The organism is Pseudomonas sp. GM18 (assembly GCF_000282195.1).
In the GTDB taxonomy this organism is placed as follows: Bacteria; Pseudomonadota; Gammaproteobacteria; order Pseudomonadales; family Pseudomonadaceae; genus Aquipseudomonas.
Genome location: NZ_AKJT01000004.1, coordinates 41,847 through 67,368, shown reverse-complemented (window position 1 = coordinate 67,368; position 25,522 = coordinate 41,847). Strand labels below are relative to the sequence as shown.

26 protein-coding genes, 1 other RNA gene and 1 pseudogene are annotated in these 25,522 nt (G+C 56.5%); 17 read left to right on the top strand and 11 right to left on the bottom strand.

Annotation, left to right across the window (positions count from 1 at the left end; translation table 11 throughout):
* Positions 1-113 precede the first annotated feature (113 nt).
* The 7 genes from PMI21_RS26660 (at position 114) to PMI21_RS26685 (ending at position 7,998) form a co-directional block, all read left to right on the top strand.
* Positions 114-938 carry a (Fe-S)-binding protein gene (locus PMI21_RS26660; RefSeq protein WP_007933487.1) on the top strand — a complete coding sequence of 275 codons (825 nt, stop codon included), beginning with the start codon at positions 114-116 and terminating at the stop codon, positions 936-938.
* Positions 935-2,389, top strand: a complete 1,455-nt coding sequence (locus PMI21_RS26665) for a LutB/LldF family L-lactate oxidation iron-sulfur protein (protein WP_007933486.1) — start codon at positions 935-937, stop codon at positions 2,387-2,389. The genes PMI21_RS26660 and PMI21_RS26665 overlap by 4 nt, the downstream gene beginning before the upstream one ends.
* On the top strand, positions 2,389-3,060 hold the full coding sequence (locus PMI21_RS26670; protein ID WP_007933485.1) for a LutC/YkgG family protein: 672 nt from the start codon (positions 2,389-2,391) through the stop codon (positions 3,058-3,060). The genes PMI21_RS26665 and PMI21_RS26670 overlap by 1 nt, the downstream gene beginning before the upstream one ends.
* Positions 3,057-5,867 carry an FAD-binding and (Fe-S)-binding domain-containing protein gene (locus PMI21_RS26675; RefSeq protein ID WP_007933484.1) on the top strand — a complete coding sequence of 937 codons (2,811 nt, stop codon included), beginning with the start codon at positions 3,057-3,059 and terminating at the stop codon, positions 5,865-5,867. The genes PMI21_RS26670 and PMI21_RS26675 overlap by 4 nt, the downstream gene beginning before the upstream one ends.
* 174 nt (positions 5,868-6,041) lie before the next feature.
* On the top strand, positions 6,042-6,317 hold the full coding sequence (locus PMI21_RS26680) for a hypothetical protein (protein WP_007933483.1): 276 nt from the start codon (positions 6,042-6,044) through the stop codon (positions 6,315-6,317).
* A gap of 116 nt (positions 6,318-6,433) precedes the next feature.
* Positions 6,434-6,823, top strand: a transfer-messenger RNA (tmRNA) gene (gene ssrA / locus PMI21_RS28515).
* A 272-nt stretch (positions 6,824-7,095) separates the two neighbouring features.
* The gene (locus PMI21_RS26685; protein WP_007933482.1) at positions 7,096-7,998 is read left to right on the top strand and encodes a LysR family transcriptional regulator; all 903 of its coding nucleotides are present in this window, start codon (positions 7,096-7,098) and stop codon (positions 7,996-7,998) included.
* A gap of 26 nt (positions 7,999-8,024) precedes the next feature.
* Here the strand turns inward: PMI21_RS26685 and PMI21_RS26690 are convergent, their stop codons facing one another.
* The 11 genes from PMI21_RS26690 to PMI21_RS26735 all read right to left on the bottom strand — a co-directional run bounded on the left by PMI21_RS26690 (position 8,025) and on the right by PMI21_RS26735 (position 18,333).
* Positions 8,025-9,380: an ANL family adenylate-forming protein gene (locus tag PMI21_RS26690; protein WP_007933481.1), complete on the bottom strand. Its 1,356-nt coding sequence runs from the start codon at positions 9,378-9,380 to the stop codon at positions 8,025-8,027.
* Positions 9,381-9,406: 26 nt separating this feature from the next.
* Positions 9,407-10,603, bottom strand: a complete 1,197-nt coding sequence (locus tag PMI21_RS26695) for a cytochrome P450 (protein ID WP_007933478.1) — start codon at positions 10,601-10,603, stop codon at positions 9,407-9,409.
* Complete coding sequence (locus PMI21_RS26700; protein ID WP_007933476.1) at positions 10,600-11,274, bottom strand: HAD family hydrolase; 675 nt, start codon at positions 11,272-11,274, stop codon at positions 10,600-10,602. The genes PMI21_RS26695 and PMI21_RS26700 overlap by 4 nt, the downstream gene beginning before the upstream one ends.
* Positions 11,275-11,298: 24 nt before the next feature.
* Positions 11,299-12,318, bottom strand: coding sequence for a 3-oxoacyl-ACP synthase III family protein (locus tag PMI21_RS26705; RefSeq protein ID WP_007933474.1), 1,020 nt, complete (start codon positions 12,316-12,318; stop codon positions 11,299-11,301).
* Complete coding sequence (locus PMI21_RS26710) at positions 12,315-12,569, bottom strand: phosphopantetheine-binding protein (protein ID WP_007933472.1); 255 nt, start codon at positions 12,567-12,569, stop codon at positions 12,315-12,317. The genes PMI21_RS26705 and PMI21_RS26710 overlap by 4 nt, the downstream gene beginning before the upstream one ends.
* A 29-nt stretch (positions 12,570-12,598) precedes the next feature.
* The gene (locus tag PMI21_RS26715) at positions 12,599-13,303 is read right to left on the bottom strand and encodes an SDR family NAD(P)-dependent oxidoreductase (protein WP_007933470.1); all 705 of its coding nucleotides are present in this window, start codon (positions 13,301-13,303) and stop codon (positions 12,599-12,601) included.
* On the bottom strand, positions 13,293-13,598 hold the full coding sequence (locus tag PMI21_RS26720) for a hypothetical protein (RefSeq protein ID WP_007933468.1): 306 nt from the start codon (positions 13,596-13,598) through the stop codon (positions 13,293-13,295). The genes PMI21_RS26715 and PMI21_RS26720 overlap by 11 nt, the downstream gene beginning before the upstream one ends.
* Before the next feature lie 22 nt (positions 13,599-13,620).
* Entirely contained in the window at positions 13,621-14,421 is an 801-nt protein-coding gene (locus PMI21_RS28415) for an AfsA-related hotdog domain-containing protein (protein ID WP_007933466.1), read from the bottom strand.
* A gap of 10 nt (positions 14,422-14,431) precedes the next feature.
* The gene (locus PMI21_RS26725; protein WP_007933464.1) at positions 14,432-15,190 is read right to left on the bottom strand and encodes a thioesterase II family protein; all 759 of its coding nucleotides are present in this window, start codon (positions 15,188-15,190) and stop codon (positions 14,432-14,434) included.
* Between the two features lie 372 nt (positions 15,191-15,562).
* The gene (locus PMI21_RS26730) at positions 15,563-16,756 is read right to left on the bottom strand and encodes an MFS transporter (protein WP_007933462.1); all 1,194 of its coding nucleotides are present in this window, start codon (positions 16,754-16,756) and stop codon (positions 15,563-15,565) included.
* Between the two features lie 23 nt (positions 16,757-16,779).
* Positions 16,780-18,333: an MFS transporter gene (locus tag PMI21_RS26735; protein WP_007933460.1), complete on the bottom strand. Its 1,554-nt coding sequence runs from the start codon at positions 18,331-18,333 to the stop codon at positions 16,780-16,782.
* 95 nt (positions 18,334-18,428) lie between these two features.
* Between PMI21_RS26735 and PMI21_RS26740 the strand changes: the two genes are divergently transcribed.
* The 10 genes and pseudogenes from PMI21_RS26740 (at position 18,429) to PMI21_RS26780 (ending at position 25,477) form a co-directional block, all read left to right on the top strand.
* Positions 18,429-19,400, top strand: a complete 972-nt coding sequence (locus PMI21_RS26740; protein ID WP_050550110.1) for a LysR family transcriptional regulator — start codon at positions 18,429-18,431, stop codon at positions 19,398-19,400.
* A gap of 206 nt (positions 19,401-19,606) precedes the next feature.
* Positions 19,607-19,954 (top strand): hypothetical protein, encoded by a 348-nt coding sequence (locus PMI21_RS26745; RefSeq protein ID WP_007933458.1) that lies wholly within the window; start codon positions 19,607-19,609, stop codon positions 19,952-19,954.
* Positions 19,955-20,033: 79 nt separating this feature from the next.
* On the top strand, positions 20,034-20,312 hold the full coding sequence (locus tag PMI21_RS26750; RefSeq protein ID WP_007933457.1) for a hypothetical protein: 279 nt from the start codon (positions 20,034-20,036) through the stop codon (positions 20,310-20,312).
* Between the two features lie 28 nt (positions 20,313-20,340).
* Positions 20,341-20,520: pseudogene (locus PMI21_RS29800) on the top strand (site-specific integrase); the annotation flags it as partial.
* Between the two features lie 65 nt (positions 20,521-20,585).
* Positions 20,586-21,029: a Panacea domain-containing protein gene (locus PMI21_RS26755; RefSeq protein ID WP_007933455.1), complete on the top strand. Its 444-nt coding sequence runs from the start codon at positions 20,586-20,588 to the stop codon at positions 21,027-21,029.
* A gap of 15 nt (positions 21,030-21,044) precedes the next feature.
* On the top strand, positions 21,045-21,455 hold the full coding sequence (locus tag PMI21_RS26760; protein ID WP_007933453.1) for a hypothetical protein: 411 nt from the start codon (positions 21,045-21,047) through the stop codon (positions 21,453-21,455).
* 563 nt (positions 21,456-22,018) lie between these two features.
* The gene (locus PMI21_RS26765; protein WP_007933451.1) at positions 22,019-22,393 is read left to right on the top strand and encodes a DUF6124 family protein; all 375 of its coding nucleotides are present in this window, start codon (positions 22,019-22,021) and stop codon (positions 22,391-22,393) included.
* Positions 22,394-22,428: 35 nt separating this feature from the next.
* Positions 22,429-22,686 (top strand): hypothetical protein, encoded by a 258-nt coding sequence (locus PMI21_RS26770; protein ID WP_007933450.1) that lies wholly within the window; start codon positions 22,429-22,431, stop codon positions 22,684-22,686.
* A gap of 322 nt (positions 22,687-23,008) precedes the next feature.
* A complete protein-coding gene (locus tag PMI21_RS26775) occupies positions 23,009-24,163 on the top strand; it encodes a Fic family protein (protein ID WP_007933448.1) in 1,155 nt (384 codons plus the stop codon).
* Positions 24,164-24,436: 273 nt separating this feature from the next.
* Positions 24,437-25,477 (top strand): EamA family transporter, encoded by a 1,041-nt coding sequence (locus PMI21_RS26780; protein WP_007933446.1) that lies wholly within the window; start codon positions 24,437-24,439, stop codon positions 25,475-25,477.
* Positions 25,478-25,522: the final 45 nt, after the last annotated feature.

Genomic DNA, 25,522 nt, shown 5'->3' with positions numbered 1-25,522 from the left:
CGCCCCCGGCGTCAGCTATTCACAACCGGGTCTGCAAGGCTGCTGAAAGCTTCCCTCTCTATATTCAGCAGCCTCAGCGGACGGATAACCGGGACCACCCGGAGACACGCCTGATGAGCGAGCTTTTTTACAACGCTGTGCCGAACGCGACCCGCGTCGCCCCGCCACTGCCTGAACCTCGGCGATACCCCAGCGAAAAACCGTCACGGGTGTACCTGTTCGGGACCTGCGTGGTGGATCTGTTCTACCCCGAAGCCGGGATGGACGCGATCCACCTGCTGGAACGCGAGGGCATTCGTGTCGAATACCCGCAAGGGCAGAGCTGCTGTGGGCAACCGGCCTACACCTCGGGTTACACCGAACAGGCCCGGACCGTGGCGCGCTCGCAACTGGCGTTGTTTGCCGGGGACTATCCGGTAGTGGTGCCGTCGGGCTCTTGCGCGGGCATGTTGCGCGAACACTATGCCGACTTGTTCAAGGACGAGCCGCAGACACTGAAACAGGTTCAGGCCCTCGCTGCACGGACTTACGAACTCGCCGAGTTCCTGCTGTTTGTCTGCAAGGTGCAGCTCAAGGACAGCGGCGAACCGGTCAAAGTGGCGTTGCACACGTCGTGCTCGGCACGCCGTGAAATGAACACCCACCTGCATGGTCGCGAGTTGTTGGCGCAGCTGAGCAACGTGGAGCGAGTCGACCACAGCCACGAAAGTGAATGCTGTGGCTTTGGTGGGACTTTCAGCGTCCGTATGCCGGATATTTCCGGCGCGATGGTGGCCGACAAGACCCGTGCGTTGAAGGAATCCGGCGCGCACAAGGTACTCAGTGCCGACTGCGGTTGCCTGATGAACATCAACGGCTCGTTGGAGAAACAGCAGGAAGCGTTGCGCGGTCAGCATCTGGCCAGCTTCCTTTGGCAGCGTACCGGAGGTGTCCGATGAGCACTTCCACGATTATTCCTACGGTCGCCGTAGAAGAAGATTTTCGCAGCCGGGCTCACAAGGCTTTGGCTGACACGCAACTGCGAAACAACTTTCGCACGGCGATGGATTCACTGATGAGCAAACGGGCAGCGTCTTTCAGCGATGCCCATGAAAGAGAACATTTGCGAGCGCTGGGCAATGCGGTCCGCGCCCGTGCGTTATCCAAGTTGCCCGACCTGCTCGAGCAGCTTGAACAGAACCTGACCCGCAACGGTGTGACAGTGCACTGGGCGGAAACGGTGGACGAAGCCAATGGCATCGTCTTATCGATCATCCGCGCTCACGAGGGGCGGCAAGTGATCAAGGGCAAATCGATGGTCAGCGAAGAGATGGAGATGAACCATGTCCTCGAAGCTCAAGGCATTGAATGCCTGGAGTCGGACATGGGTGAATACATCGTCCAGCTCGACCACGAGAAGCCTTCACACATCATTATGCCGGCGATCCACAAGAATGCCGGTCAGGTCGCGTCCTTGTTCCACGACAAACTTGGCGTGGAGTACACCAAGGACGTTGACCAACTCATTCAGATCGGTCGCAAAGTCTTGCGGCAGAAATTCTTCGAAGCCGACATCGGCGTCTCCGGCGTCAACTTCGCCGTGGCCGAAACCGGCACCTTGCTGCTGGTGGAAAACGAAGGCAACGGGCGGATGACCACCACGGTGCCGCCGGTGCACATCGCTGTCACCGGCATCGAAAAAGTCGTGGAAAACCTGCGCGACGTCGTGCCGCTGTTGTCGCTGCTGACCCGCTCGGCCCTGGGCATCCCGATCACCACCTACGTCAACATGATCTCCGGCCCACGCAAGGAACATGAGCTAGACGGCCCACAGGAAGTGCACCTGGTACTGCTGGACAACGGTCGCAGCCAGGCATTTGCCGACAGCGAATTGCGCCAGACCCTGAACTGCATTCGCTGCGGCGCCTGTATGAATCATTGCCCGGTCTACACCCGAATCGGCGGCCATGCCTACGGCGAGGTTTACCCTGGGCCCATCGGAAAAATCATCACCCCGCACATGGTCGGCCTGGCGAAAGTCCCCGACCACCCGAGTGCGTCTTCGTTATGCGGCGCTTGCGGTGAAGTCTGCCCGGTAAAAATTCCGATCCCTGCATTGCTGCGTCGCTTGCGGGAAGAAAACGTCAAAGCGCCGGACAGCCCGCATCAAGTGATGCGCGGTCAGGGCAGCAAATACTCGCGCAAAGAACGATTTATCTGGAACGCCTGGGCCAGGCTCAACAGTTCGCCAATGCTTTATCGCCTGTTCGGCTTCTTCGCCACTCGCCTGCGAGCGCTGACACCGAGCAACGTCGGCCCATGGACCCAGAACCACAGCGCACCGAAACCCGCGGCCCGCTCACTGCATGACATGGCCCGCGAGCATCTGGCCAAACAGGGGGACCGTTGATGAGCGCCAAACAAAATATCCTCGCCAAGTTGCGCAACAGTCTGACGGGCACCACGCCGGTGGCTGACAACTTCGATGTCGAACTGGTGACCGAGCCCTACACCTACACACCGGAACAGCGCATCTCGCAACTGCGCAAACTGATGGAAGCGGTGCACACCGAAATTCACCTGACGTCCAGAGAAGGCTGGCCCGAATTGCTCGCACAGTTGCTGCGGGATCGCCAATTGCCGAGCCTGCTGATTGCGCCGACGACACCTCACGGGCAGCGCATCACCGAGCATTGGGCGAAAAATCCTGGCCTGCCAGCGCTCAAAGCCTACAACCGCCCGGTCGAGGAATGGAAAGCCGAGTTGTTCAACGACACCCCGGCCAGCCTGACCACCACCCTCGGCGCGATCGCTGCGACCGGTAGCCTGATTCTCTGGCCGACGCGGGAAGAACCGCGGTTGATGAGCCTGGTGCCACCGGTGCATTTCGCCCTGCTCAAGGCCAGTGAAATTCGCGACAACTTCTATCAGGTGCAGCAGGAATTCGAATGGGCCCAAGGCATGCCGACCAACGCCTTGCTGGTGTCCGGCCCGTCGAAGACTGCCGACATCGAGCAAGTGCTGGCTTACGGCGCCCACGGCCCGAAAGACCTGGTGGTGCTGATCCGGGAGGACCAATGAGTCTACCGGCGGCTTTCCTGCGCGATGCGCAGCAACTGATTCCCGAAGCACGACGTTTCGACGACCCGCTGTCGACTCTGGCCTTCGGCACCGACGCCAGTTTCTATCGGCTGATTCCAAAACTGGTGATTCGCGTCGAGTCCGAAGACGAAGTGGTGGCGCTGCTCAAACTGGCGCAGCGGGACCAAGTCCCGGTGACCTTCCGCGCCGCCGGCACCAGCCTGTCTGGCCAGGCTATCAGTGACTCGGTGCTGATCGTGCTGGGGGACAACTGGAACGGTCGCGAGATCCGTGGCCAGGGCACGCGAATCCGTCTGCAACCGGGCGTGATCGGCGCCCAGGCCAATGCTTGGCTGGCTCCGTTCGGACGCAAGATCGGTCCGGACCCGGCGTCGATCAACGCCTGCAAAATCGGCGGCATCGTCGCCAACAATGCCAGCGGCATGTGCTGCGGCACAGCGCAAAATACCTATCACACCCTGGCCGGTATTCGTCTGGTACTGGCCGATGGCAGCCGTCTCGATACCGAAGACGCCAGCAGTGTTGCGGCGTTCCGAGAGAGCCACGCCGAACTGCTGGAGCGTCTGGCGACGTTGGGCCGCGAGACCCGCGCCAATGCCGAACTGGCTGCGAAAATTCGCCACAAATACCGTCTGAAAAACACCACCGGGCTGTCACTCAATGCCCTGGTGGATTTTGACGAGCCTGTGGATATCTTGAGCCACTTGCTGGTGGGTTCCGAAGGCACGCTCGGGTTCATCAGCGCGGTGACCTACGACACGGTGATCGATCACCCGAACAAGGCGTCGGCGCTGATCGTGTTCCCGGACGTAGAAACCTGCTGCAACGCCGTCACTGTATTAAAAAGCCAACCGGTGTCGGCCGTGGAATTGCTGGACCGTCGCAGTCTGCGCTCGGTGCAGGACAAGCCCGGCATGCCGGCTTTCGTACAACAACTGTCGACCAACGCCTGCGCCCTGCTGATCGAATCCCGCGCCGCCTCTTCCACTTTGCTGCAGGAACAACTGGCGCAAATCATGGCGTCGCTGATGGGATTCCCGGTAGAGAAACAAGTCGACTTCACCGAAGACCCGCTGGAAAACGCCCGGCTCTGGGCAATCCGTAAAGACACCTTCCCCGCCGTCGGCGCAGTGCGCAAAACCGGCACCACGGTGATCATCGAAGACGTGACCTTCCCGGTGGAGCAGTTGGCCATCGGCGTGAACCGCTTGATCGAGCTGTTCGACAAACATCACTACGACGAAGCGATCCTTTTCGGACACGCCCTGGAAGGCAATCTGCACTTCGTCTTCACCCAAGGCTTCAATAGCGCGGAAGAAGTCGCACGCTACCAGGCGTTCATGGATGACGTGGCGCAGTTGGTGGCCGTGGAGTTCGGCGGTTCGTTGAAAGCCGAACACGGCACCGGTCGCAACATGGCGCCCTTTGTCGAACTGGAATGGGGCAGCGACGCCTACCAGTTGATGTGGCAACTCAAACGCCTGCTCGACCCCAACGGCATTCTCAACCCCGACGTGGTGCTCAGCGACGATCCGCAGATCCACCTCAAACATCTGAAACCGTTGCCCGCCGCCGATGAGATTGTGGATAAGTGCATCGAGTGCGGTTTCTGCGAACCGGTATGCCCGTCAAAAGGCCTGACTTTGAGCCCACGCCAGCGCATCGTGATCTGGCGTGACATCCAGGCGAAGAAGCGCGCCGGCATAGACACCGCCGAACTGGAACAGGCCTACGAATATCAGGGCATCGATACCTGCGCCGCCACGGGCCTGTGTGCACAACGTTGTCCTGTAGGAATCAACACTGGCGAGCTGGTGAAAAAGCTCCGTGGCCGTAACGCGACCCATACGAAAACCGCCAACTGGATTGAAGGTAATTTCGCCACTGCGTTGCAAGGCGCACGCTTCACCCTGCACGTCGCCAACGGTGCGCGGATGCTGCTGGGGGCTCCACGTTTGGCAAAACTGTCGGCAACGTTGACGCGCCTATCCAAAGGCCAGGTCCCACAATGGACCAACGCCATGCCACAACCAGAAAAGGCCATTCGTTTCAGCCCGAGCGTGTCGGACGAACGCCCTCGGGTGGTGTATCTGGCGGCCTGCGTGTCGCGGGTCATGGGCCCGGCGGCGGGTGATAAAGAGCAAATGTCGCTGTACGACAAAACCCGTGGCCTGCTGGAAAAGGCCGGTTACCAGGTAGTCTTTCCAGACAATCAGGACAACCTCTGCTGTGGCCAGCCATTCGCTTCCAAGGGCTATGCCGAACAGGCCGAACACAAACGTCAGGAACTGATCGGCGCGCTGCTGCACGCCAGCCGTGGCGGGCTCGATCCGATCTACTGCGACACCAGCCCCTGCACCTTGCGGCTGGTTCAGGACCTGGGCGACGTGCGACTGGACCTGTACGACCCGGTGCGTTTCATTCGTACGCATTTGATCGATCGACTGGACTTCACCCCGCAAGAAGCGCCGATCGCGGTGCACGTCACGTGCAGCACGCAGCATCTTGGCGAGAGCCAGGCGTTGATCGATCTGGCGCGCAAGTGCAGTAAAAACGTGGTCATTCCGGAAGGCATTCACTGCTGCGGTTTTGCCGGTGACAAGGGCTTTACCACCCCGGAATTGAACGCGCATTCATTGCGCACGCTGAAGGACGCGGTACAGCAATGCAGCGAGGGGATTTCCACCAGCCGCACCTGTGAGATCGGTCTGACACAACACGGTGGAATTGACTACCATGGGCTGGTCTATCTGGTGGATCGGGTGACCCGGGCCAGAGCGGTCTGACACCGAAGCACAAAAAAAAGAAGGGGCGTTTTTGCCCCTTTTTAGCCCCCGCCTCCCAGAAAAATCTTGCACTCCCTCGCAAGCGAATATAGAACCCTTGCACGCCGTCACAGTCCATTTGTTAAGCCCCAATAAGCGTGGCCCCAATCCCCACCCCCGTTCCAGGAGATACCCATGAAGCGTTCCGCCCTGGCTGGACTGCTCATCGCTGCAACAATGCTGGCCTCCTCCGCATACGCCTCAAACGATAGCGATCAATGCGTAATGAAGCTCCAGGAAGTCAACAGCAAGCTGTCCAGCGCTGCCACGCTGGACGCCGCCACCAAAGGTGTCGTCATCACCAAGGCCGAACAAGCCAAGGCCGCCCACGCTTCCAACAATGACAAAGAATGTGTTTCCTTGGCGCAGCAAGCGCTCCAGGACATTCAAAGCCACATGAATAGCCATTAGGGCCGGGCCAGAGCCAATCCGCCGTTGGCCCTGACACACAGGTAAGGACAGGAGGTCGACTCGCCACGCGCATTGGCGTACACTGCGCTTACCTGCTGGTTACGCACAGCAGGTTCGGGGCCGTTTAGGATTCGACGCCGGTTGCGAAACTTTAGGTGCATGCCGAGTTGGTAACAGAACTCGTAAATCCACTGTTGCAACTACTTATAGTTGCCAATGACGACCAATACGGTGCTGCTCTCGCTGCTTAATTGCAGCTGACATGCACTTCTGGCTACTTCGGTGCCAGCAATCATCAGGGGATGTCTGTAAACCCAAAATGATTGTCATATAGAACAGAATCGCCGTGCAGTACGTTGTGGACGAAGCGGCTAAAACTTACACAACTCGCCCAAAGCACCCTGCCCGTCGGGTCGCTGAGGGTTAACTTAATAGACACGGCTACGCATGTAGTACCGACAGCGGAGTACTGGCGGACGGGGGTTCAAATCCCCCCGGCTCCACCACTTCATCATCTAAAGACGTCCACGGACGTCTTTTTTTGTGCCTGAAATCTGGTAACGCTACCCGGTATTACTATCGACTCACCGCTCCACAGACAAAATGGTTGCTCTCTCTGTGGCGTCACGTCAGACTCCGAAATCGACGAATAGGCGGGAGAAGTGCTGTTTAATTCCCAAGAATAAAGCAGCGATGCCTCTCTTTTGACCTGTCGAATTCTGAAGCCTCAATAGGTCTGCTATCGACCCCCTCCCCAATAAGTGGGCGGACACGGAATATGGATAATCTGAGCGGGTTGATTGCTTTTGTGCGGGCAGCGGAAAATCAAAGTTTTACCCTGGCGGGCAGAGCGCTGGGCATCTCGTCTTCTGCAGTAGGAAAAAGTGTCAGCCGTCTTGAAGAGCGGATTGGCGTGCGCTTGTTCCACCGTAGTACCAGGCAAATCAGCCTGACCAGCGAAGGCCTGGATTTTTTTGGTCGTTGCCGGACCTTGCTCCAGCAATTGCAGGATGCCGAGGCCGCGCTTTCCCACTCCAAGACCCGCCCCAGAGGGCGTCTGCGAATCAGTTTGCCGGCTGTGGGCTATCGTCTGATCTCAGGTATCTTGCGCGAGTTTTACCAGCGCTATCCGGAAATCGAACTGGATCTGGACTTCAGCGACCGACTGGTCGATGTGGTCGATGAAGCCTTTGATGCCGTGATCCGAAGCGGCGAACTGCCCGATTCCAGCCTCGCGGCGAAAAGAATCTGCACGTTCAGGTTTGTCTTGTGCGCAGCGCCCGACTACCTGCAGCGCCACGGCACAGCAAAGAGCGTCGAGGATCTCCAGCACTACAAAGGCATCGCCTATAAATTTCCCTCGAACGGCAAACTTCAGCCCTGGTGGCTGAAGGTCAATGGCGACACCGTCAAGATCAGCCTGGAAACCACGGTGGTCATGAACAGCGTGGAAGCGGTCCTGGCAGCGTGCCGTAATGGCCTGGGCCTGGCCTACCTGCCTGACTTCGTCATTCAGGAATACCTGGCCAGCCACGAATTGATCAGGGTGTTGCCCGAATTGAGCCTGGAGGGGGATTTCTGGATTGTCTGGTCGCCAAGCCGCTTGCTGTCACCCAAGACCCGCGCGTTCATTGATTTTCTCGGTGAAGCGCAACTGATGAGCAGCCCTGAAGGCGGCTGATCGCTCCTTCAGGGCACGCCACAGACTCAGTCGATCAGCAGCTTTTTGAAACGCGTCGAATACTGGATAGCCTCCACCGACTTCAAGCGTACCGGCACCTTATAGGCGTCCATCAGCCGCCGGGCAAAGTGCCGGATATCACGCAGCACCGTCGCCGTCGAGTCCCCATAGTCGCTATCCAGGACGATGTGCGCAGCGACGAATTGCCCGGTCAAGCCATTGGCCTCTCCGTACGCCTTGCAATCACGCACTTGCGGATGGCGAAGCAGCACGGATTCAACTTCCGCGGGGTAGACCTTCTCGCCACCGACGTTAATGATCTCTTTGCTGCGACCGAGGATTTTCAGGTAACCATCGGCATTGACCTCCACCAGGTCGCCGGTCTTGAACCAGCCATCGTCGGTGAAGCTGTCCATCGAGTGGTTAAGGTAGCCCATGACTTGAGTCGCACTGCGCAGCCAGAGCTCACCATCGACGATTTTGTGTTCACTCGAGCCTTCCTGAAAGCGCATATACAGGCTATCGGACGACAACGAGCTGGTGTTGATAATGCCCGTCTCGCTGGTGCCGAAGGTCTGCAGAAATTTTACCCGTGGCAGGCGCTCGCGCAGTTTGAGCAACAAACTCTCCGGCATCGGCTCCGTGCCGTAGGTAATCATGCGCAAGCTGCTGAGGTTGCAGGTGTCGAACACCTGGTTGATCAGCATCAGGTTCAAGAATGTCGGCGAGGTCGGCAACACGGTAATGCGGTGTTTTTCAATCAGGCGGGCAACGGTGTCCGGGGTTTTGCTGGCCGAGATCGTTGCCGTTCCGCCAATGGAAAGTATGTTCAACAGCGTATTGATGCCGCCGATATGATCGAACAGTAAAAACAGAAAGATATCGAGGCGACGAGATCGTTTTTCGGAAAACTCGCCCACCAGTCGGTCAAGGTCATGCAACATCGCCTTGGGTGTGCCGGTGGTGCCACTGCTGAATAGAATCAGGCCGGCATGCCCCTGTTTTTTAAGCTCGCCGATCATCGGGTTTTCCGGAGCTTGAGCACGGACGCATGGCCGGATCTGACGGGTATCGATATCGATCACAAACTCAGGGTTTGCCGCCGCCTGCTTGTTTTGAATTTCCGCCGGGTTTTCAGCGGTGTTGAGGGCAATGATGTGGCCGTTCTGGTACAGCGCCAGGAATAGCGCGATGCCCGCGAACGAAAAGTCGCCGCTCATGAAAACTACCGCTTGCCTGGGCACGCCATTGGCGGCCAGCCAGTCCAGTTGAACACCGATCTCGTCGCTCAACTGGGCGTAGGTGTAGGACTGTTCAGGGTCATTCAGAAAGATCTGGTTCGAAAACTGCGCAAATCCGTTTATCAGCGGTTTAAAGATCATGGCTTATTCCCTTGATTGAAATGGCATCAGAAACGCACGGGCAGTTCGTCGGGGCGGCGCAGTACCGTACCGTTGATCCAGCGGATCGACGCCGGGTCACATGCCAGTTCCAGGTCGGGCAATGCCTGTACCAGGGTCGACAGCACGGTGGCTATTTCCAGGCGCGCTAGCGCCGGGCCCATGCAGCTGTGGATGCCATGGCCGAATTGCATATGCGCGGCCTTGTCCTGGCGGTCGGGATTGATCAGCAGCGGTGCGTTGAACACGCTGGGGTCGCGATTGGCGAGGAACACGTTGGCGTACACCGTGGTGTTCGCCGCAATCACGCCGCGGCTGGTTTGCAGGGCCTGGGTGGTCATCCGAGGGAACGCCGATAACTTGCCGATGGGAATCAGCCGAATGAGCTCTTCGATCAATTGCGGCGCTCGATCGGGGTTTTCCCGGACGTGCTGCCAGAGCGATGGCGCACACAGCAAGGTATAGAGACTTTTAGTCATCACGCTCAGGGCGTTATGGTCGCCCCCAAGCAGAATACCCAGCAGCACGCCGACAAACTCCCGGTCGCTCAGTGGGTCTTCCAGGGTGTGACGCTGGTCGACATATTGGCGAATAAAGCCGTCCGGATGCGCCTCCCTGCGGCCCTGCACGAAGTCCATCATGTAATCGAAACTGGCGTTGACCGCTGCTTCGATGCCGACGATATCGTCCGGTGGCGCCGATTGAATCATCTGGCTCCAGGGCCGGAACAGCAGCCGGTCCTCTTCGGGGATGCCGAGGATGTGACACACCGTCGATGAAGTCAGGCGCTCCAGCACCGAGGCAAACAGGTCCGGCGGCGTCACGCCTTTGCGCATCTGCTCGATGCTGTCGACGGTCACAGTGGTCACGTGTTGGCGCACGCTTTCCAGGCCACGCTTGCTGAAAGCACGCGCGACGGTCGCGCGGGAACGCATGTGAGCCGGGTTGTCCAGATTGAGCAACAGTTCCGGCTGAGTCGGGCCGGGGAGAAAGGTCGGGCCGTTTTCGATGTTACACAGGGTTCGACTGATGCTCGGGTCGGCCAGAAACGCCTTGCAATCGGCGTATCCGGTCAGGTGAGTGGCGACGTGGCCGCTGGGCAACCTGATTTGCGGCAATTGACCCTGCCAGCCCACGGTTTGGTAATAGGGCGCTGCGTCGAGGTTGGGGATATCCAGCACGCTGGGATGGATGCGCATATTCATCGGGCACCTGCCTGTGCGCGGGGTTGTGCCGCGCCAATGAGTGCACGCACGGCATGCTGAGTCTCGAGGCTGTCGACAAATAAAATGGCGTGCCAACCGGCGGCTCGCGCGGCTTCGCAGTTTTCTTCGACATCGTCGATCAGCACGCAACCGGCGGCAGGTACGCCGATCTGGTCGGCCGCCAACGCAAAGATTTGCGGGTCTGGTTTGCGCAGTTTTACCTTGCAGGAATCGACGATGCTGTCAGCGACATCATCCAGGCCCACCATGCGCCGCCACGGCGTTTCCCACTCCACTACATTGTTGGTGAGGATGCACGCCTTCAGGCCGGCCGCTTTCACTTCATGGAAAAGCTCGAACATGTGTTCGTTGACGTTGTGCGGGGAAAACCACTGCTCGCCATGGTTATCGAAATCGCAACGGCTCAAATCAATGCCCGGATACAGCTCGGACAATGCCTTGCTCATGCCCTGCCCCCATTCGACCTGAGTCATCATTGCCAGCTCGATGGGCGCCTGGAATTGCACATTCAGCGGCTTGGCCACGGCATGCATGGCGGCTTCCATCTGGCTGCGACTGATGCCGGTATTTTCCTGGTAGACGCGGTACAGCTCGTCGATGGAAGGCGACAGCACGCCGCCGAAGTCGAACCAGATTGCTTGGATAGTCATGGTCATCTTTCCTTGATTGTCAGGTCAGTTAGGGAGGGCAGGTACTTCTACGGGAGCAATGATGTGAGCATCGCGCAGCGATAAATGGGCAATGCCGATCGACAGCCCGACGCCAAAACCACAGGCAATCAGGTTGTCCTGCCGCAAGTCTTCGCGGCCGTGCCGCTTGCAGATCATCAGCGGGATCGACGAGGGGCCGGTGTTGCCCACGTCAGCCACTTCGATGGGGACCTTGGCCGGCGCAACGCCGAGCTTTTTGGCCAGGTAATCGAGCATGAATTTGTTGGCCTGGTGCAGCAGGAAGAACGGCACACGCTCAGGGTCGATGCCTTGGTCGCGAATGAAGGCGTTGATCGCCGACGGCACTTTCTCCAGGGCAAAGTTCATCACTTGGCCGCCGTCCATATGCAGCCCGGCGGCCTGTACCCGGCTGGTGGCGCTGGGTGTGTAATCCAGCGCTGTGTTGAGGTATTGCGCGCCGGCGCCATCGGTATTGAACGCAAACCCGAGTGCCTGATCGCCGCCTTCCAGCAGTGTGCAGGTCGCGGCATCGCCGAAGACCAGCCGCACGTGCCGGTCTTCAGGGCTGAGCAATTTGCTGATCACATCGCCGGTACACACCAGTACTCTGCGACAGCCGCCGGCCTTGATCAGCATGGCCGCCTGAAACAGGCCATAGATGTAGCCGGAACAGCCAAAATTGAGGTCGAAGGCTGCAAGCGCTTTCTTCAACCCCAGGCGATCAGCCAGGATTGCACTGCTGGCAGGCATCAGGCTGTCGGGCGTTTGCGTCACGACCACCAGGCCATCGATGCTGGCGGGATCGATGTCCGCAGCGTCGAACAACGCCCGGGCAGCAGCGGCGCACAGATCCACCGTCGACAGCCGATTGGCCACCCGCACTTGATGGATGCCGGTGCTCTTGGCGATCCGCTGCACTTCTTTTTCACCAAACAACGTGGCGAAGTCGGCCAGGGTCATCACGTCTTGGGGGATTGCGGCCGACAGCGCGCGGATCGACACCCCATCGATAGACGCGTTCATGAGGGTTCACTGACGCGAGCGTCAGCCGCATCGGCCTGGATGGCATCGAACAGCTCACCCATGGTTTCAACCTCATCGAGCACAGTAGGGCTCAAGGCGAAACCGAACTGGTCATTCAACACACCCAGCAGCGTGACCTTGGTCAATGAATCCCAATTGCTCAGGGGGTGCAGCAATACATCAACTTGAAGTTCCGATTCGCGCAGTTCCAGAAGTTCTGCCAGTTCTTTCTTGATGGCGTCCAGGTTCATGGTGAAGTCCTTTTGCAAGAGAACGTGAGTTAGAGGCCGCCGAGATACACGACTTGGCCGGTAATGAAATTGCTGCGCGGTGAAAGGAAAAAATCCGTCACATTGGTCACATCGTCGAACGTACCGAAGCGCTTCAGCGATTGTTGCGCCAGCAGGTCTTTCATTTTTTGTGCAGGGATGACTCGCGTCAGATCGGTATCGATCGGTGTAGGGCCCACGGCATTAACCGTGATGCCAAAGCTGGCCAGCTCCTTGGCCATCACACAGGTCAGGGTTTCCACGGCGGCTTTGGACGCGGCATACAGTGCTTCGCCTTCCAGCTTCAACGGTTTGGCCACTGTGGAAAAATTCACAATGCGTCCCTGGCGCCCCGCTCGCATGAGCTTTGCCGCCTCCCGGCTGAGCAGGAAAGTGCCCAGCACATTGGTTTGCATGATGTTTTGCGCGGTCTTGTAGGGCGTCAGCAGCGAGTGGTTCATGCTGGCGATCCCGGCATTGTTGATCAGGTGATCAAGCCGACCGCAGGTGCCGCGCACGTGCCTCATCAGTTCGCTGATGGCCTGTTCATCGGCCACATCGGCGATAAAGTGGTCATAACCCGGATGGCTCAGATCGCTGGACGAACGGCTACAGCCGATCACACGATGCCCCTGGCCAAGGTAGTACTCGGCAAGATGCCTGCCGATGCCCTTGCGCGTCCCCGTAATAAGCGTGACAGGCGTGTTATCGGCCATGAGACACCTGTGCATTCAGCTCGAGAATGTAGTTGGCGAAGGTGTTTACCGACTGGAACGGGCTGCGCTTGGGGGACATGGCGCTGTCGTTGACCAGCGTCATCTTGACCCCCAGTTGCTCCTCGATCATCTGCTCGACGTCAATCACGATGGACACCAGGCTCATCGAATCGAGGACGCCGCCGACACCATAGAGGGCGGTGTTTTCGCCTTTTTCCAGGCTAATGGGCTGGGCGAGACTGTGGTTTTCATTTTCAATCGCGTTATAAATGATGCCGAGAATTTGCTCTTTCATAAGGGATTCCTCTCAAAGTGGATCAGGCGAGACGCTTGACGAATTGGTGAAGAAGTTGCGCTTCCTTGAGTTGAAAGTAGCGCGAGTCGATCACCGATAGTTCAAAGCCGAGTACCACCAGGCACTGGCCTTGTTGCTTAAACTCAAGGCGGCAGCTAAAACGAAAATTCGAGGCACCAGAGCGGCGTAACTCAATGGGAACGCACAGGATTTCCGTGTGTATCGGCAACAGGAAGTCCATATACGTAACGTCCATCTTGTTGGTGACAAAGTTGACTTTGCCTTTGGCTGCCGGTGTCACGTAATAAGCTTCTGCAACGGCGATGGTCATTTGGCGGGCGGCTTCGATGACCATCATTCCGGAAACATGCTGACCGGTAAGGTGGTCGCTTAGTTCGGCATTCGCATCGTCTATCATCAGCGAGGCCGAGTAAGTGCCGTTGCCGTTTTCGCACGGCGCGGAGATGGCAATGTTATGGCTCTTCAACTTGTGAGTGGCGGTTGAGGAAGCACGAGAGCGGCGATCCACTGGAAGGATATTCAAGGTCGGCGACAGGGCCGCCTTGAACCCATACAGGGTATTGAGTTGCTCGTCGGTAATGCCTTGGCCGACATGCAAGGTCAACTTTTCGTCCCTATCAAGTTTGGTCACCATTTCTTCTGCAGCAGTCACCGAAATAAACATATTGTCACTGCACTGACTTTTGATTCGATCCCCCACCACAATGTAATGCCTGGGCGATTCCTGCTGTTCCGCGTTGAGCGAGGAAAGTCCAGAAAACGGGCACGAAGAAACGCTATTTGAAACACTGAGCTCTTCCATTTTTTCACCTTTATATGCGTGCTGATGTATCCAGGTATCGGGATGAAACAGGCAGGAGTGCTGCCGGGCTAACAGGCTCGGTAATCATTTGGGTGATGGCAGGAATATGCTGGGTGAGGAAAAAATGGTTTCCCTCAAAAAACTCCAGACGGACAAAATTGTGGCTATGCTCCTTCCAGGCAATAACATCCTGGAGCGGTGCAAATGGGTCTTCGCTACCGCCCAGAACCATCATGGGAACGTCCAGCGGGTCACCGGGAACGTGGCGATACAAGGCGGCGGCCTGGAAGTCTTTGATAAGGGAAGGCAGCATGCGGTTCTTCGCCGCCGAGTGCTTGAACATGAAATCCGGAATGGCACCAAACTTGGAAACCGTTTGAATAAACACTTCTTCAGAATCGTCGAGTGTCACCTGCGCGCAATTAAAAATGTGCGGAGCACGACAGGCTGCAACCACCAGATTGATCAGTCGCGGGCCAAACTCATGTTGGCGACGAGCAACTTCGTAAGCAACGATGGCACCAAGGCTATAGCCAAAAATAATGACCTCGCGCGCCGCCAGGTTGTCGATAAGTGCAATGACTTCGTTCGCCATTGCATCGACAGTATCTGGCGCCTGCGTCACATTCTTTTGATAGCGGCCTTTGTAAGTGACACCCATCACGGGCATGTAAGTGCCTACGGCACGCCGCAGTGTTTCAAAGGACAAGCCGCTGCCCCCGGCGAAGGGTATGAAAACACACACTTTTTCAGAGTCGATGACAGTCATCGAAGACTCCTTGTTTGAGAGATTAAAAGAAGCCCAGGGAACTAAGGAACGCCCTGATCTTTCTGCCAAGTTGGAGTCTGTCTGGTTTTTCCGGAAAATCTGTTTGCTGCGGGCAATTGTATTTCAGAGTATTTCAAAGCGGTTGAGCGTTTTAGGCTCAACTGTCTGAACTATAAGTCCAAGGTCCGATCATGCTAAATACGTCATTGCGCGAAAGGCCAATGAGTTGATAGAGACACGAGTGGGCGACTTGAACGAAGGGAGGAATCAGGAAGGGCGAAGGTAGTTGTATTGATGTGGCTAACCAATACAACTAGTCAGTGCAGGAAGGGAATAGCAAGTTACGAATGTGGCCGCTCAGTCATTCAATGGTTAAATGGCGGAAAGTTGTTTGGGGCGCGGTCTAAGAATCGCCAACAAGGCGACCATCGCCAATACGGCGCACAGCAATCCCAATAAGGCGCATCCGGTCCATCCGAAACGCTGCCAGAGATACCCTCCCATGGCACTGCCGAACGCTCCGCCACAAAAATTGCAGACCATATACACCGTGTTCAAACGGCTGCGACTTTCCGGCCTCAGAGAAAAAATACGCGTCTGGTTGGCCACCTGACCCAGTTGCAAGGCGAAGCTGAGCAGGTTGGCGCACGCCAGCATCACCATAAAGGTGTTGGACCACGCGATCGACAAGGCGAAGCTCAGGCCACAGAGCAAGATAGAGGCAAGGCTGATAGCGACTGTGCCGAAACGTTCACACAGTTTACCGGCCGCGGGAGTCAGCAAGGTGGCGAGGGCGCCCCACAAGCTGAACAACCCGACATCGGCGGCGTTCATGCTGTAGGGCGGCGCCATCAGTTTAAAAGCGATTACCGACCAGAACGCGCTGAACGCGGCAAAGACTGCTGCGCCCAGGGCGCAGGACAGGCGCAGCAGCGGCTCATGCCAGAACAGATGCAGCATCGAGCTCAATAATCTACCGTAGGCAACGGACACCCCAGGTGTATGGCGCCGGGGCAGAATGCTCGGCAGCGCCAGAGCACACAGGACCATGGCAGAAGCCGCCACCCAATAGACCGACTGCCAGCCGAGGTGATCGGCCAACCATCCGGCAATGGCCCGGGACAGCAGGATTCCGGTGACCAACCCCGTTTGTACCCAGGCAATGACGCGACTGCGTTCGCCGGCAGTAGCCAGCCCGGCCAGGTAGGGGAGTAACACCTGCGGGATGCAGGTGGCCATGCAGAGCAAGAAACTGGCGCCTGCCAGGAATGAAAGCTGGGTGGCCTGACTTGCCAGCAATAACAGGACGGCGGTCCACACCAGCAGTACGCGACACAGTCGCAAGGGCGCCACTCTGTCGCCCAACGGGACGATCAGCAACATCCCTAAGGCATAGCCCATCTGCGATGCAGTGGCGATCCAGCTGGTTTGCCCGGCATCAGCGTTCAGGGCATCGGCGAAGACCGGCAGCAGTGCCTGGTTGAAGTAAACATTGGCCACCGACAAACCGCACAGTAGGGCAATGCTCGCCAGAATCAGCGGCGTAAAGTGTGTGCTGGGCGACATCAGGCATGGCTCCAAAGCAGCTTTCAGGTATCCGATGAGAAACGGACGACATCGGGCGCGGATTCGGCGCCGACTTCGCTTTGGCGTCCCAGGAATAGAAAGACCACGGCGGCCGTGAACAGCGTGAACATCGCCAGCAGTTGCAACAAGGTGTTGAATCCTGCGGTATAGGCTGAGCGCAGCATCGTCAACGGGATTTGGCTGGCGTCGGTACTCGCGTGCTGGATATCCCCCATCACCAGGCGTTGCGCGATAGTAGAATAGTCAACAGCGGACAGTTTGACCGAGTCACTGATGCTCAGATGGTGTGCGACCAGAGCCGTCAGCACCGCAACAGTGATTGCCAGGGCGACACCTTCGCTGGCCACCCGCGTCGTGTTGAAAATACCGGCGGCCATCCCCGCCCGTTCCTTGGGGATCACGCTGATCGACAAACCATCCATCAAGCCCCAGGGCAAGCCTGTACCGATACCGGTCAGCAGCATGGCCGCGATGATCTGCCCGTGCGCGCCGACCGGGATCGTACTCAGCCAGTAGAGCCCGGCCGCTGCGATCACGAAGCCAATTGCGCAAAGTACGCCCGCCGACAACCAGCGAGTCAGCGATGCGGCAATCATGGGGACAATCAGCATCGGGGCGGAAAGTGCCAACATCATCAACCCCGCTTCAAAAGCGCTGGCACCTTCCACACCGATAAACCGAAACGGCAGCAATACGATCAAGACGATATAGCAATAGCAGGTGCCGATCGGCAGGATCTGTACACCGACAAAGCGCGGAAACAGAAATAGCCCCAGTTCCAGCATCGGATGTTTCGCACGATTTTCAACAATGATGAACAGCAGCAAAAAGACCGCCGACGTTCCAAGCAGTGCATGGATGACCGGCGAGCCCCAGCCTTGCTCAGGTGCCAGGATCACCGCCGTGGTGAACGTGATCAACAGGCCGGAAAACGTCAGCACGCCGGGCGTATCCAGACGCTGTGCTTGCGGGTCACGGCTTTCGCGCATTTTCGGCAGGGCAAATATCAAGGAAAGGATGGCAAGCAGGGCCGTGCAAAGGAAAATTGCGCGCCAGCCCAAGTACTCGATCAGCAACCCCGATAACAACGGACCGAAGGCCAGGCCAACCCCGAAAGTGGTGCCCAGAAGGCTGAAAGCACGAGTTCTGGCATGCCCATCAAACTCCTGCGCCAGTGCCGCCGAACCGCTGGCCAGGGCTGCTGCCGCGGCAATGCCCTGCACGCCACGCAACAGGTCCAGCCAGATAATATCGGGAACCGCTGCCAACAGGATCGATACCAGTGCGAACAACGCTATGCCGCACATGAACAGACGCTTGCGTCCGTAAAGGTCCGCGAGGGTGCCGGCCGCCATCAGCAGGCTGCCGAAGCTGAGCATGAAGGCGTTAGTGATCCAGGCCAGTTCCGTGGGATGGGCATCAAAGGTTTGACCAATGAACGGCGTGGCCACTGCCCCGCCGGTAAAACTCATGGGCAATACCAAGGCTGCCAGGCAAATTGCAGCCAAGATGGAGTGCCGGCCATGGACCGGCAGCGGTTCTGTAGCTGAGTTCATTAAGTCATTCCCTGCATGTCTATGAAGTATCCGTGCTATCCAGGCCGAGGCGCGCAATCGTTCACACACTCTAGTTAGGATACAATCGAAGATAAATGGGCTTTTATTCCACTTATAGTGAACCAAAAGGATGTAATCGATTTGTGGACAGTCTTAGTGGTGTGATCTCATTCGTAAAAACCGCCGAGGCGCTCAGTTTCATCAGCGCCGCCAGGGCGTTGGGGATTTCTGCCTCGGCCGTGGGCAAAAACGTCGCCAAACTCGAGGCTTCGCTGAATGTGCGGTTATTGCACCGCAGCACCCGCAAAGTCAGCCTGACAGCGGAGGGACAGTTGTTCTATGAACGCTGCCGAAAGATCCTCGACGATCTTCAAGATGCCCGGGCGATGCTTTCCCATGCCACACAGGAACCCCGTGGAAAGTTACGCGTCAGCTTGCCCACCATCGGTTATCGCTTTCTCTTGCCCCATATGGCGCGGTTCCGCAAAACCTATCCGGAGATTGAGCTGGAACTGGACTTCAACGACCAGTTGGTGGATGTGATCGATGAAGGCTTTGACGTAGTGATTCGCAGCGGCGGCCAGGTCGACTCCAAGCTGATGGCCCGCAAGTTGGGGCCTTTTAAGTTTGTCCTGTGCGCATCGCCTGACTATTTGCAGCGTAAGGGACGGCCCGTCACTATCAGTGACCTTGAGCATCACGAATGCTTGCGTTACCGATTTGTCACGACGGGTAAAATAATGGACTGGAGTATGTCCTCGGCCCCCCAGTTCACGCAGTTGCGCCTGCCAACCGCCCTGACATTAAACAACATGGAAGCCATGCTGATGGCCGTGGTGGATGGGCACGGTATCGCATTTGTCCCGGACTTCCTGGCGCGCGAAGCTATCGCCCAGGGGCGCCTGGAAACGGTGCTCGACGGTCACAGCGAAGATCAAGGGCAGTTCTGGGCGTTGTGGCCGTCCAGTCGCCATCTTTCACCGAAAATCCGCGTATTCGTGGACTTTGCCGCCGAGCATCTATTTGCCATTCCTTCCGTAGACAGCCCAGATGCAACGCGCTCATGAAGCACTGTCGCGAATGCTATTAATCAATAGCATACCGACCAGATTCAAATTACCCAAACCCACAAAATAAACATTAAAAATTAGGCACTTAGCGATTATCGCAAGTGCCTTTTTTGTGCCTGAATGGGTGGTTTTGGCTCGGTTATGCTAGCTTAATGACAGCGTTGGCGCGGGCTGCCACCTACCTCATCACCAAAGGAATGGCCATGCTTTCCGGAAAGATCGGCGTCACGCTTGAAGTTCCCGACCAGCTCGCGGATGAAGAGGGCGTGCGTCCTTTTATCTGCATAGACACGACGAATATTGTGGACGCCGCAATTGGGAGCGGTCTCCCGGATCACTCGCCACTGCTCAACCTCTTACATCAAGCTGGCACGGGCGTGGATTTCCAGGATCTACTCGAAGAGTATGTGATGTCTTGGGAACCAGAAAGCCGGCCAGCCGCTGCCGACGCAGTTGCAAATTGGCTTGAGGGTCTGGCGAAGCTTTTCCGAAAGGGAAGTGAGAAGCTGTCCCTAGATCTGAAGCCACGGGTCTCCGCTCCGAGAAACTGATAGCGCTCCATCTGAAGCAGCCACTCCAAGCAGTCCTTAAACCATTAAAATCGACTTCGCCACCACATCAGGAGAGCGCATGACGCGGATTTTTCAGCAGTCTGAAAACGTGTACAACGCCGCCGATTCTGTCCGGCTGCATGGATATGCGGTGATAGAGGGAACCTTATCGTCCGCCGTTCCATATTGTGACCGAGTGATAAAGGTGCTTTCCGTCTACGAAGGCATCCACGCGACGAAGTCCTATTTGAACGTCACAAACCAGGGCTATCTCTATTTTGTCTATGATGCCAACAGGTACACCACGGCAGAGGTAGAGCCCTTTATTGAAGCAGTGGATCGAAGAAGTGCCCGGTGACTCAATGCAGCGGTATGGCCTGGAAAGGTCCGCAGGAGAGCATCCAATGTGGGTAGCCAAGCAGATGGGGCATACCGACTGGACGATGATTGCTAGGGTCCACGGGCGATGGATGCCGACTGCTGACATCGGGGCGGGATCGAAGGCTGAAAGGCTCTGGCACAAACCAGACGGAGGTCAATTGACTTCTTCCAAGTCAAGCGGATAATCAGCGACCGTTTAGCTTTCGCATGCTATACATGCGTATTCACAGGACTTTGACTTGGAGGTCATATGCCCAGCTCTATCGACGCGGCGAAATTTTTCCTCGCTCAAGCGAATGAAGATGCAGGCGATCTTGTGTCTAACCTGAAGCTTCAAAAGCTCGTCTATTACGCACAGGGGTTTCACCTCGCAGTCTTTGGCAGCCCCCTTTTTGACGAAAAAATCGAAGCATGGACTCATGGCCCAGTGGTGCCATCGGTTTATCATCACTATAAGCATCATGGAAGTGGAAGCATCCCCTTCCCTACCGACTTCGACGCAGAAGTTTTCTCCGCGGAGCAAATTGACCTACTGAATGAGGTTCAACAGATCTATGGTCAATATTCTGCGTGGCGACTACGAGAAATGACCCATGAAGAGGCTCCCTGGAAGAACAACTTCAAGGCTGGCGCTTTGAACCTTGAGATTCCAAAAGACGAGATGCAAGTTTTCTTCAAGGATTTAGTCAAATAAAAAGGGAGCAGGCTCATGGGACGACTCAGGGACAGAGCACCAAAGCAAAGTCAGATGCTGAAGGAGCGTACCGAGCAGGTCGACAATCCCGACCTAAAGCCTCCGATTTTCTCGTTTGAATATTTGCAGCAAGGCTACTGCGTCAGTGACTGCTCAGCCGAAGAGCGCGGCGGTGTTCTGGGCAAGCTTCGCAGCTTGAGCCAGCTCACTTGGCAACAGCTTAGACAGGCTCCTAGGCACGGGTTGGGCTACGAAATCATCGCCCGCACATCCCTCAAGGCGCCTGTTCCAGCAGTCGTCACAGAGGATGTACATCTGATAGCATTTCGGGCCATCGGAAAGGCTCCGATGGTCGGGTTTCGATTCGGCAGAATTTTCCACGTTCTTTGGGTAGATCGGGCATACACACTCTACGATCACGGTTAACCTGCCCGTAGAATGATAGGAATATGACAGTTTCTACGCTAAAACTCTTAAAATCAAAGGGTTAGCCGGAGAATTCAAATCCCCCCGGCCCAATCGAAGCCAACAAAGCCCGCCAAGTGCGGGCTTTGTTGCATCTGGGGTTTGGCATCCAAACACTCATCGGCACCCTCCCTGCTCAGCGTCGCCCCCCTCAAACGCCACGACAAACCCAGAACCTCCTTCAAAAAAACAATTCTGGCTGACACCCCACTCCGTCCTAGGAAATTTCCCTCAAAACGTATCGCCTTCCATGAACTAGCGGGCGCTGCTCGTCGAGGATAGCCTTCAGGTGTCGCTGCAAATCAGCGATCGGCTTTGACAGGCTGAAACCGGAAACTTCCACTCTTCCTGATAAAACGGCATGCTTACGCGCATGCAGCTTTTTCATGGCGGCTGTGCGAGGGGCATCTTCGGATGCACCGGTTTCCTGCGTTTCCGGTCTGTCAACCCGCGTACAGCTGCCACCCAATACTGTTTGACAGCAGGGTGTTGGCAGCTCCTCCAAACAACGCAGGAGCTCCACCATGAAGAAGATCACCCCCAACCCTCCAGAAACCGATATCCCTTCAGAACCCGAAACCCTCGACCTGACCCAACTCTCCAAAGCCACCCAACGCGCCGTCAGCGCCCGCTTGCGCAACCCGAAACAGCCCGATCCCGTGAGCCATGTTTTCACCATCCTCCCCGACGTCGACACACCCACCCTGCTCGCTCACGCCAGCGAAACCCTGGCCTCCCTGAACGTCATGACCACCGATCTGGCCGACCAGCTCGAAGGTTCGCATCGCAACGTGGCATTGGCGATGCAGCAATTGGCCGTGCTGGCCGAGATGTTGATCAATCGAGCACTGGATAACCTCGACTCTCCCCTGCCGGCGGTCACGCCCGTCTGCCACTGAGTGATCACGCTCGTTGATCGAATGGAGGTTTTGTCATGGATCGATACATGCCGATCACCGGCATCGACTGCACTATCGCGTCGCTGCTGATCGACACCGAAGCGCCGCTGGATGTGCTGCATGAGACGGCGGCCTACCGCATCCGCACCGCGACTCAATTGCTGGAGAGCTTCGCTGTAAGCGAAGGCGTTCACAGTGAGCTGGCGCGGGTGTTGGTGACTTCGTTGCGCGATGGTTGCGATTTGCTGGATGTGGTGGGGCGAAGGTTACAGATGCAGGCTTCGGCGTTATAACGAAGCCAGCATAGGAAAATGCCGCTACCCCAACACAAAAAGGCACCTGACGAGAATATCGCAGGTGCCTTTTTTGGATTTGAGCGGGTAGAGATGTTCTGAACGCTTGAGCATCGGAGGTCAGGGAAGTGAAACTGCTCAAGAATCGCTGAACCCCCGCCAACCAACGAGATATCTCACTTAATTTTTCGCCCGACTTCACTTAGCGCACAGCCGAATTTAAGATAATGTTTAGCGTATGCTAAGCGTAGACCGTTAATTACGGGCGTTTCCCGGGATTCCTTCAAGATAATTTTTCGGCCGTTTTGAGATATTCTTCCATATGCCTACGTTTATCCATCACGACCTTGAGCTTCTCAATCCATCCTTCGACTCTGATCTAGTTGATGTCCTGAGCGAGCTAGAGCACCTAAGGCGTCTGAGGCTTGAGGGTGACACACCTCCGCAGGTGTTCTATCAGCTCAAATCGCTTTTTCACACTCTTGAAAGCCTTGGCTCTGCTCGTATCGAGGGCAATCATACGACCCTGGCTGATTACATAGAGAGCAAGGTGGAAGGCACGGCGCAAGATACAGATCAATTGCGCGAAGTGGCCAACATTGAAAAAGCGATGGATTACATCGAACAGGTCATGGAGCTCGGCGTCCCTCTGACAGAGCAGACAATCAGAGAGTTGCACGCAATGACCGTGAATGATCTGCAGAGAGAGGGTGACAAAACGCCTGGAGCTTACCGCGGTGGAGCCGTTCGCATATCCCAATCTGAGCACCTGCCTCCCGATTTCATCCAGGTCCAAGCTTATATGCAGGAACTGGTGGAGTTCGTGAATCGCGAAGACTCTCCAAAATATGACCTCATGAAGGTTGCACTGGCACATCACAGACTTGGATGGATATACCCCTTTGGTAACGGCAATGGCCGGGTGGTAAGGCTGCTCACCTATGCTCTCCTAATGAAATACGGATTCAACGTGAGCACAGGAGGAAGGGTATTGAATCCTACAGCCGTGTTTTGCAACGACCGTGAACGATATTACTCAATGCTTGCCACTGCCGACAAAGGTACAAAGGAAGGCTTGGAGGCGTGGTGTACATATGTGCTTGAAGGCATTCGCGACGAGCTAGAAAAGGTAGATCGCCTTACTAAATACTCCTATCTCACCAAGTACATTCTCGTTCCTGCCGTCGCCTTTGCAAGGGAGAGAAAGTGGATCACCGAGACAGAAGAGTCGGTGCTGTCGATTGCAATAAAATCGAAAGTCGTGAAGTCGGCCGATGTGGCAGCCGTACTTCCCAATCAGTCGAGCAATCAAAGAACGTATCTGATCAAAAAGCTTGTCGATCAAGGAATGCTCCTTCCACTTAATCCTGGAGCCAGACAGTACACAATCGGGTTTTCAAACAATTACCTGATCCGAGGTGTAATCAAGTCTCTGAGAGAACAGGGTTTCATACCCGAACCTCTGGAGAGTCCTTAATTTTTCGCATCTCTTGCCCGTAAGATGAGCGTAAAAAAGCAAGAAAGGGTAGCGCTTGTCGAGGGTAAAATTCGAGCCTTCAAAGGAACAAAGTAAGAGGTCATAAGCTGTAGAAACTGTCGCTACCAAGATCTCGCGGATTTGCGCCCCCGCGCGCTCAGGTATTCTTCAGGGGCCCCGCCAGTTTTTCAGCCACCCGATGCGATTCAATGCACTATCCATGCGTGGCGGGTATCGTGTTTCTCAACAATACCTTTTGCTACGGAAAAGATGATGAACAAAAGCGTTTCATACGCCTTGGGGGCTGCAGCGCTGTTTGGTGCCAGCACACCGCTTGCCAAGGTCCTGGGGCTGAATGTCTCACCCGTCTTGCTCGCAGGCTTGCTTTACCTGGGAAGCGGCTTGGGCCTAACAGTCACCAGGCTGATCCGTGATCGCGGCTGGCAGCCTGTCGGCTTATCAATATCCGAATGGCCATGGCTCGTTGGCGCTATCGCGTTCGGCGGCGTGCTGGGGCCGGTGTCTCTAATGTTCGGCCTTACCCTCACATCAGCTACCACTGCTTCGCTGTTGCTAAACCTTGAGGCGGTGTTAACCGCCCTGCTTGCCTGGATGGTGTTCAAGGAGAACGCCGACCGGCGGATCGTCGCTGGAATGATCGCAATCGTTGCCGGCGGCATTCTCTTGGGCTGGCCTCAAACTTCCGCACAGATCCATGGTTGGATTGGCCCGGTCGCAGTAGCCATTGCATGTTTTTGTTGGGCCATCGATAACAACCTTACCCGGAAGGTTTCCGCATCGGATGCATTGTTCATCGCAGGCATCAAAGGATTGGTCGCCGGGGTCGTCAACTGTGCTTTAGGGATTGCGCTTGGCATGCATCTCCCTGAATGGTCTCTACTGGGGCCAACGCTACTCGTAGGCTTTTTAGGATATGGCGTTAGCCTGGTGCTATTCGTTTTGGCTTTGCGGGGGCTTGGAACAGCGCGCACAGGTGCGTACTTCTCTACAGCACCGTTCTTGGGGGCCGCTATTTCAATCCTGTTGTTAGGCGAAGCAGTGACGTGGGTGTTTTTGGTGGCTGCAGGCTTGATGGGGGTTGGCGTCTGGATACACCTGACCGAGAGCCATTCTCACGAACACCAACACGATCCGCAAACACATGACCATCCGCATATTCATGATGAGCACCATCAACATGAACATGCCTTTGAGTGGGACGGCACTCAACCTCATAGCCATTTACACGACCACGCGCCCATTAAACACAGTCATCCGCACTTTCCCGATATCCATCACAGGCACAAACACTGAGCGACTGAGACGGCACGGCGGTTGCTCAGGGCCAAAAGTAGTGAA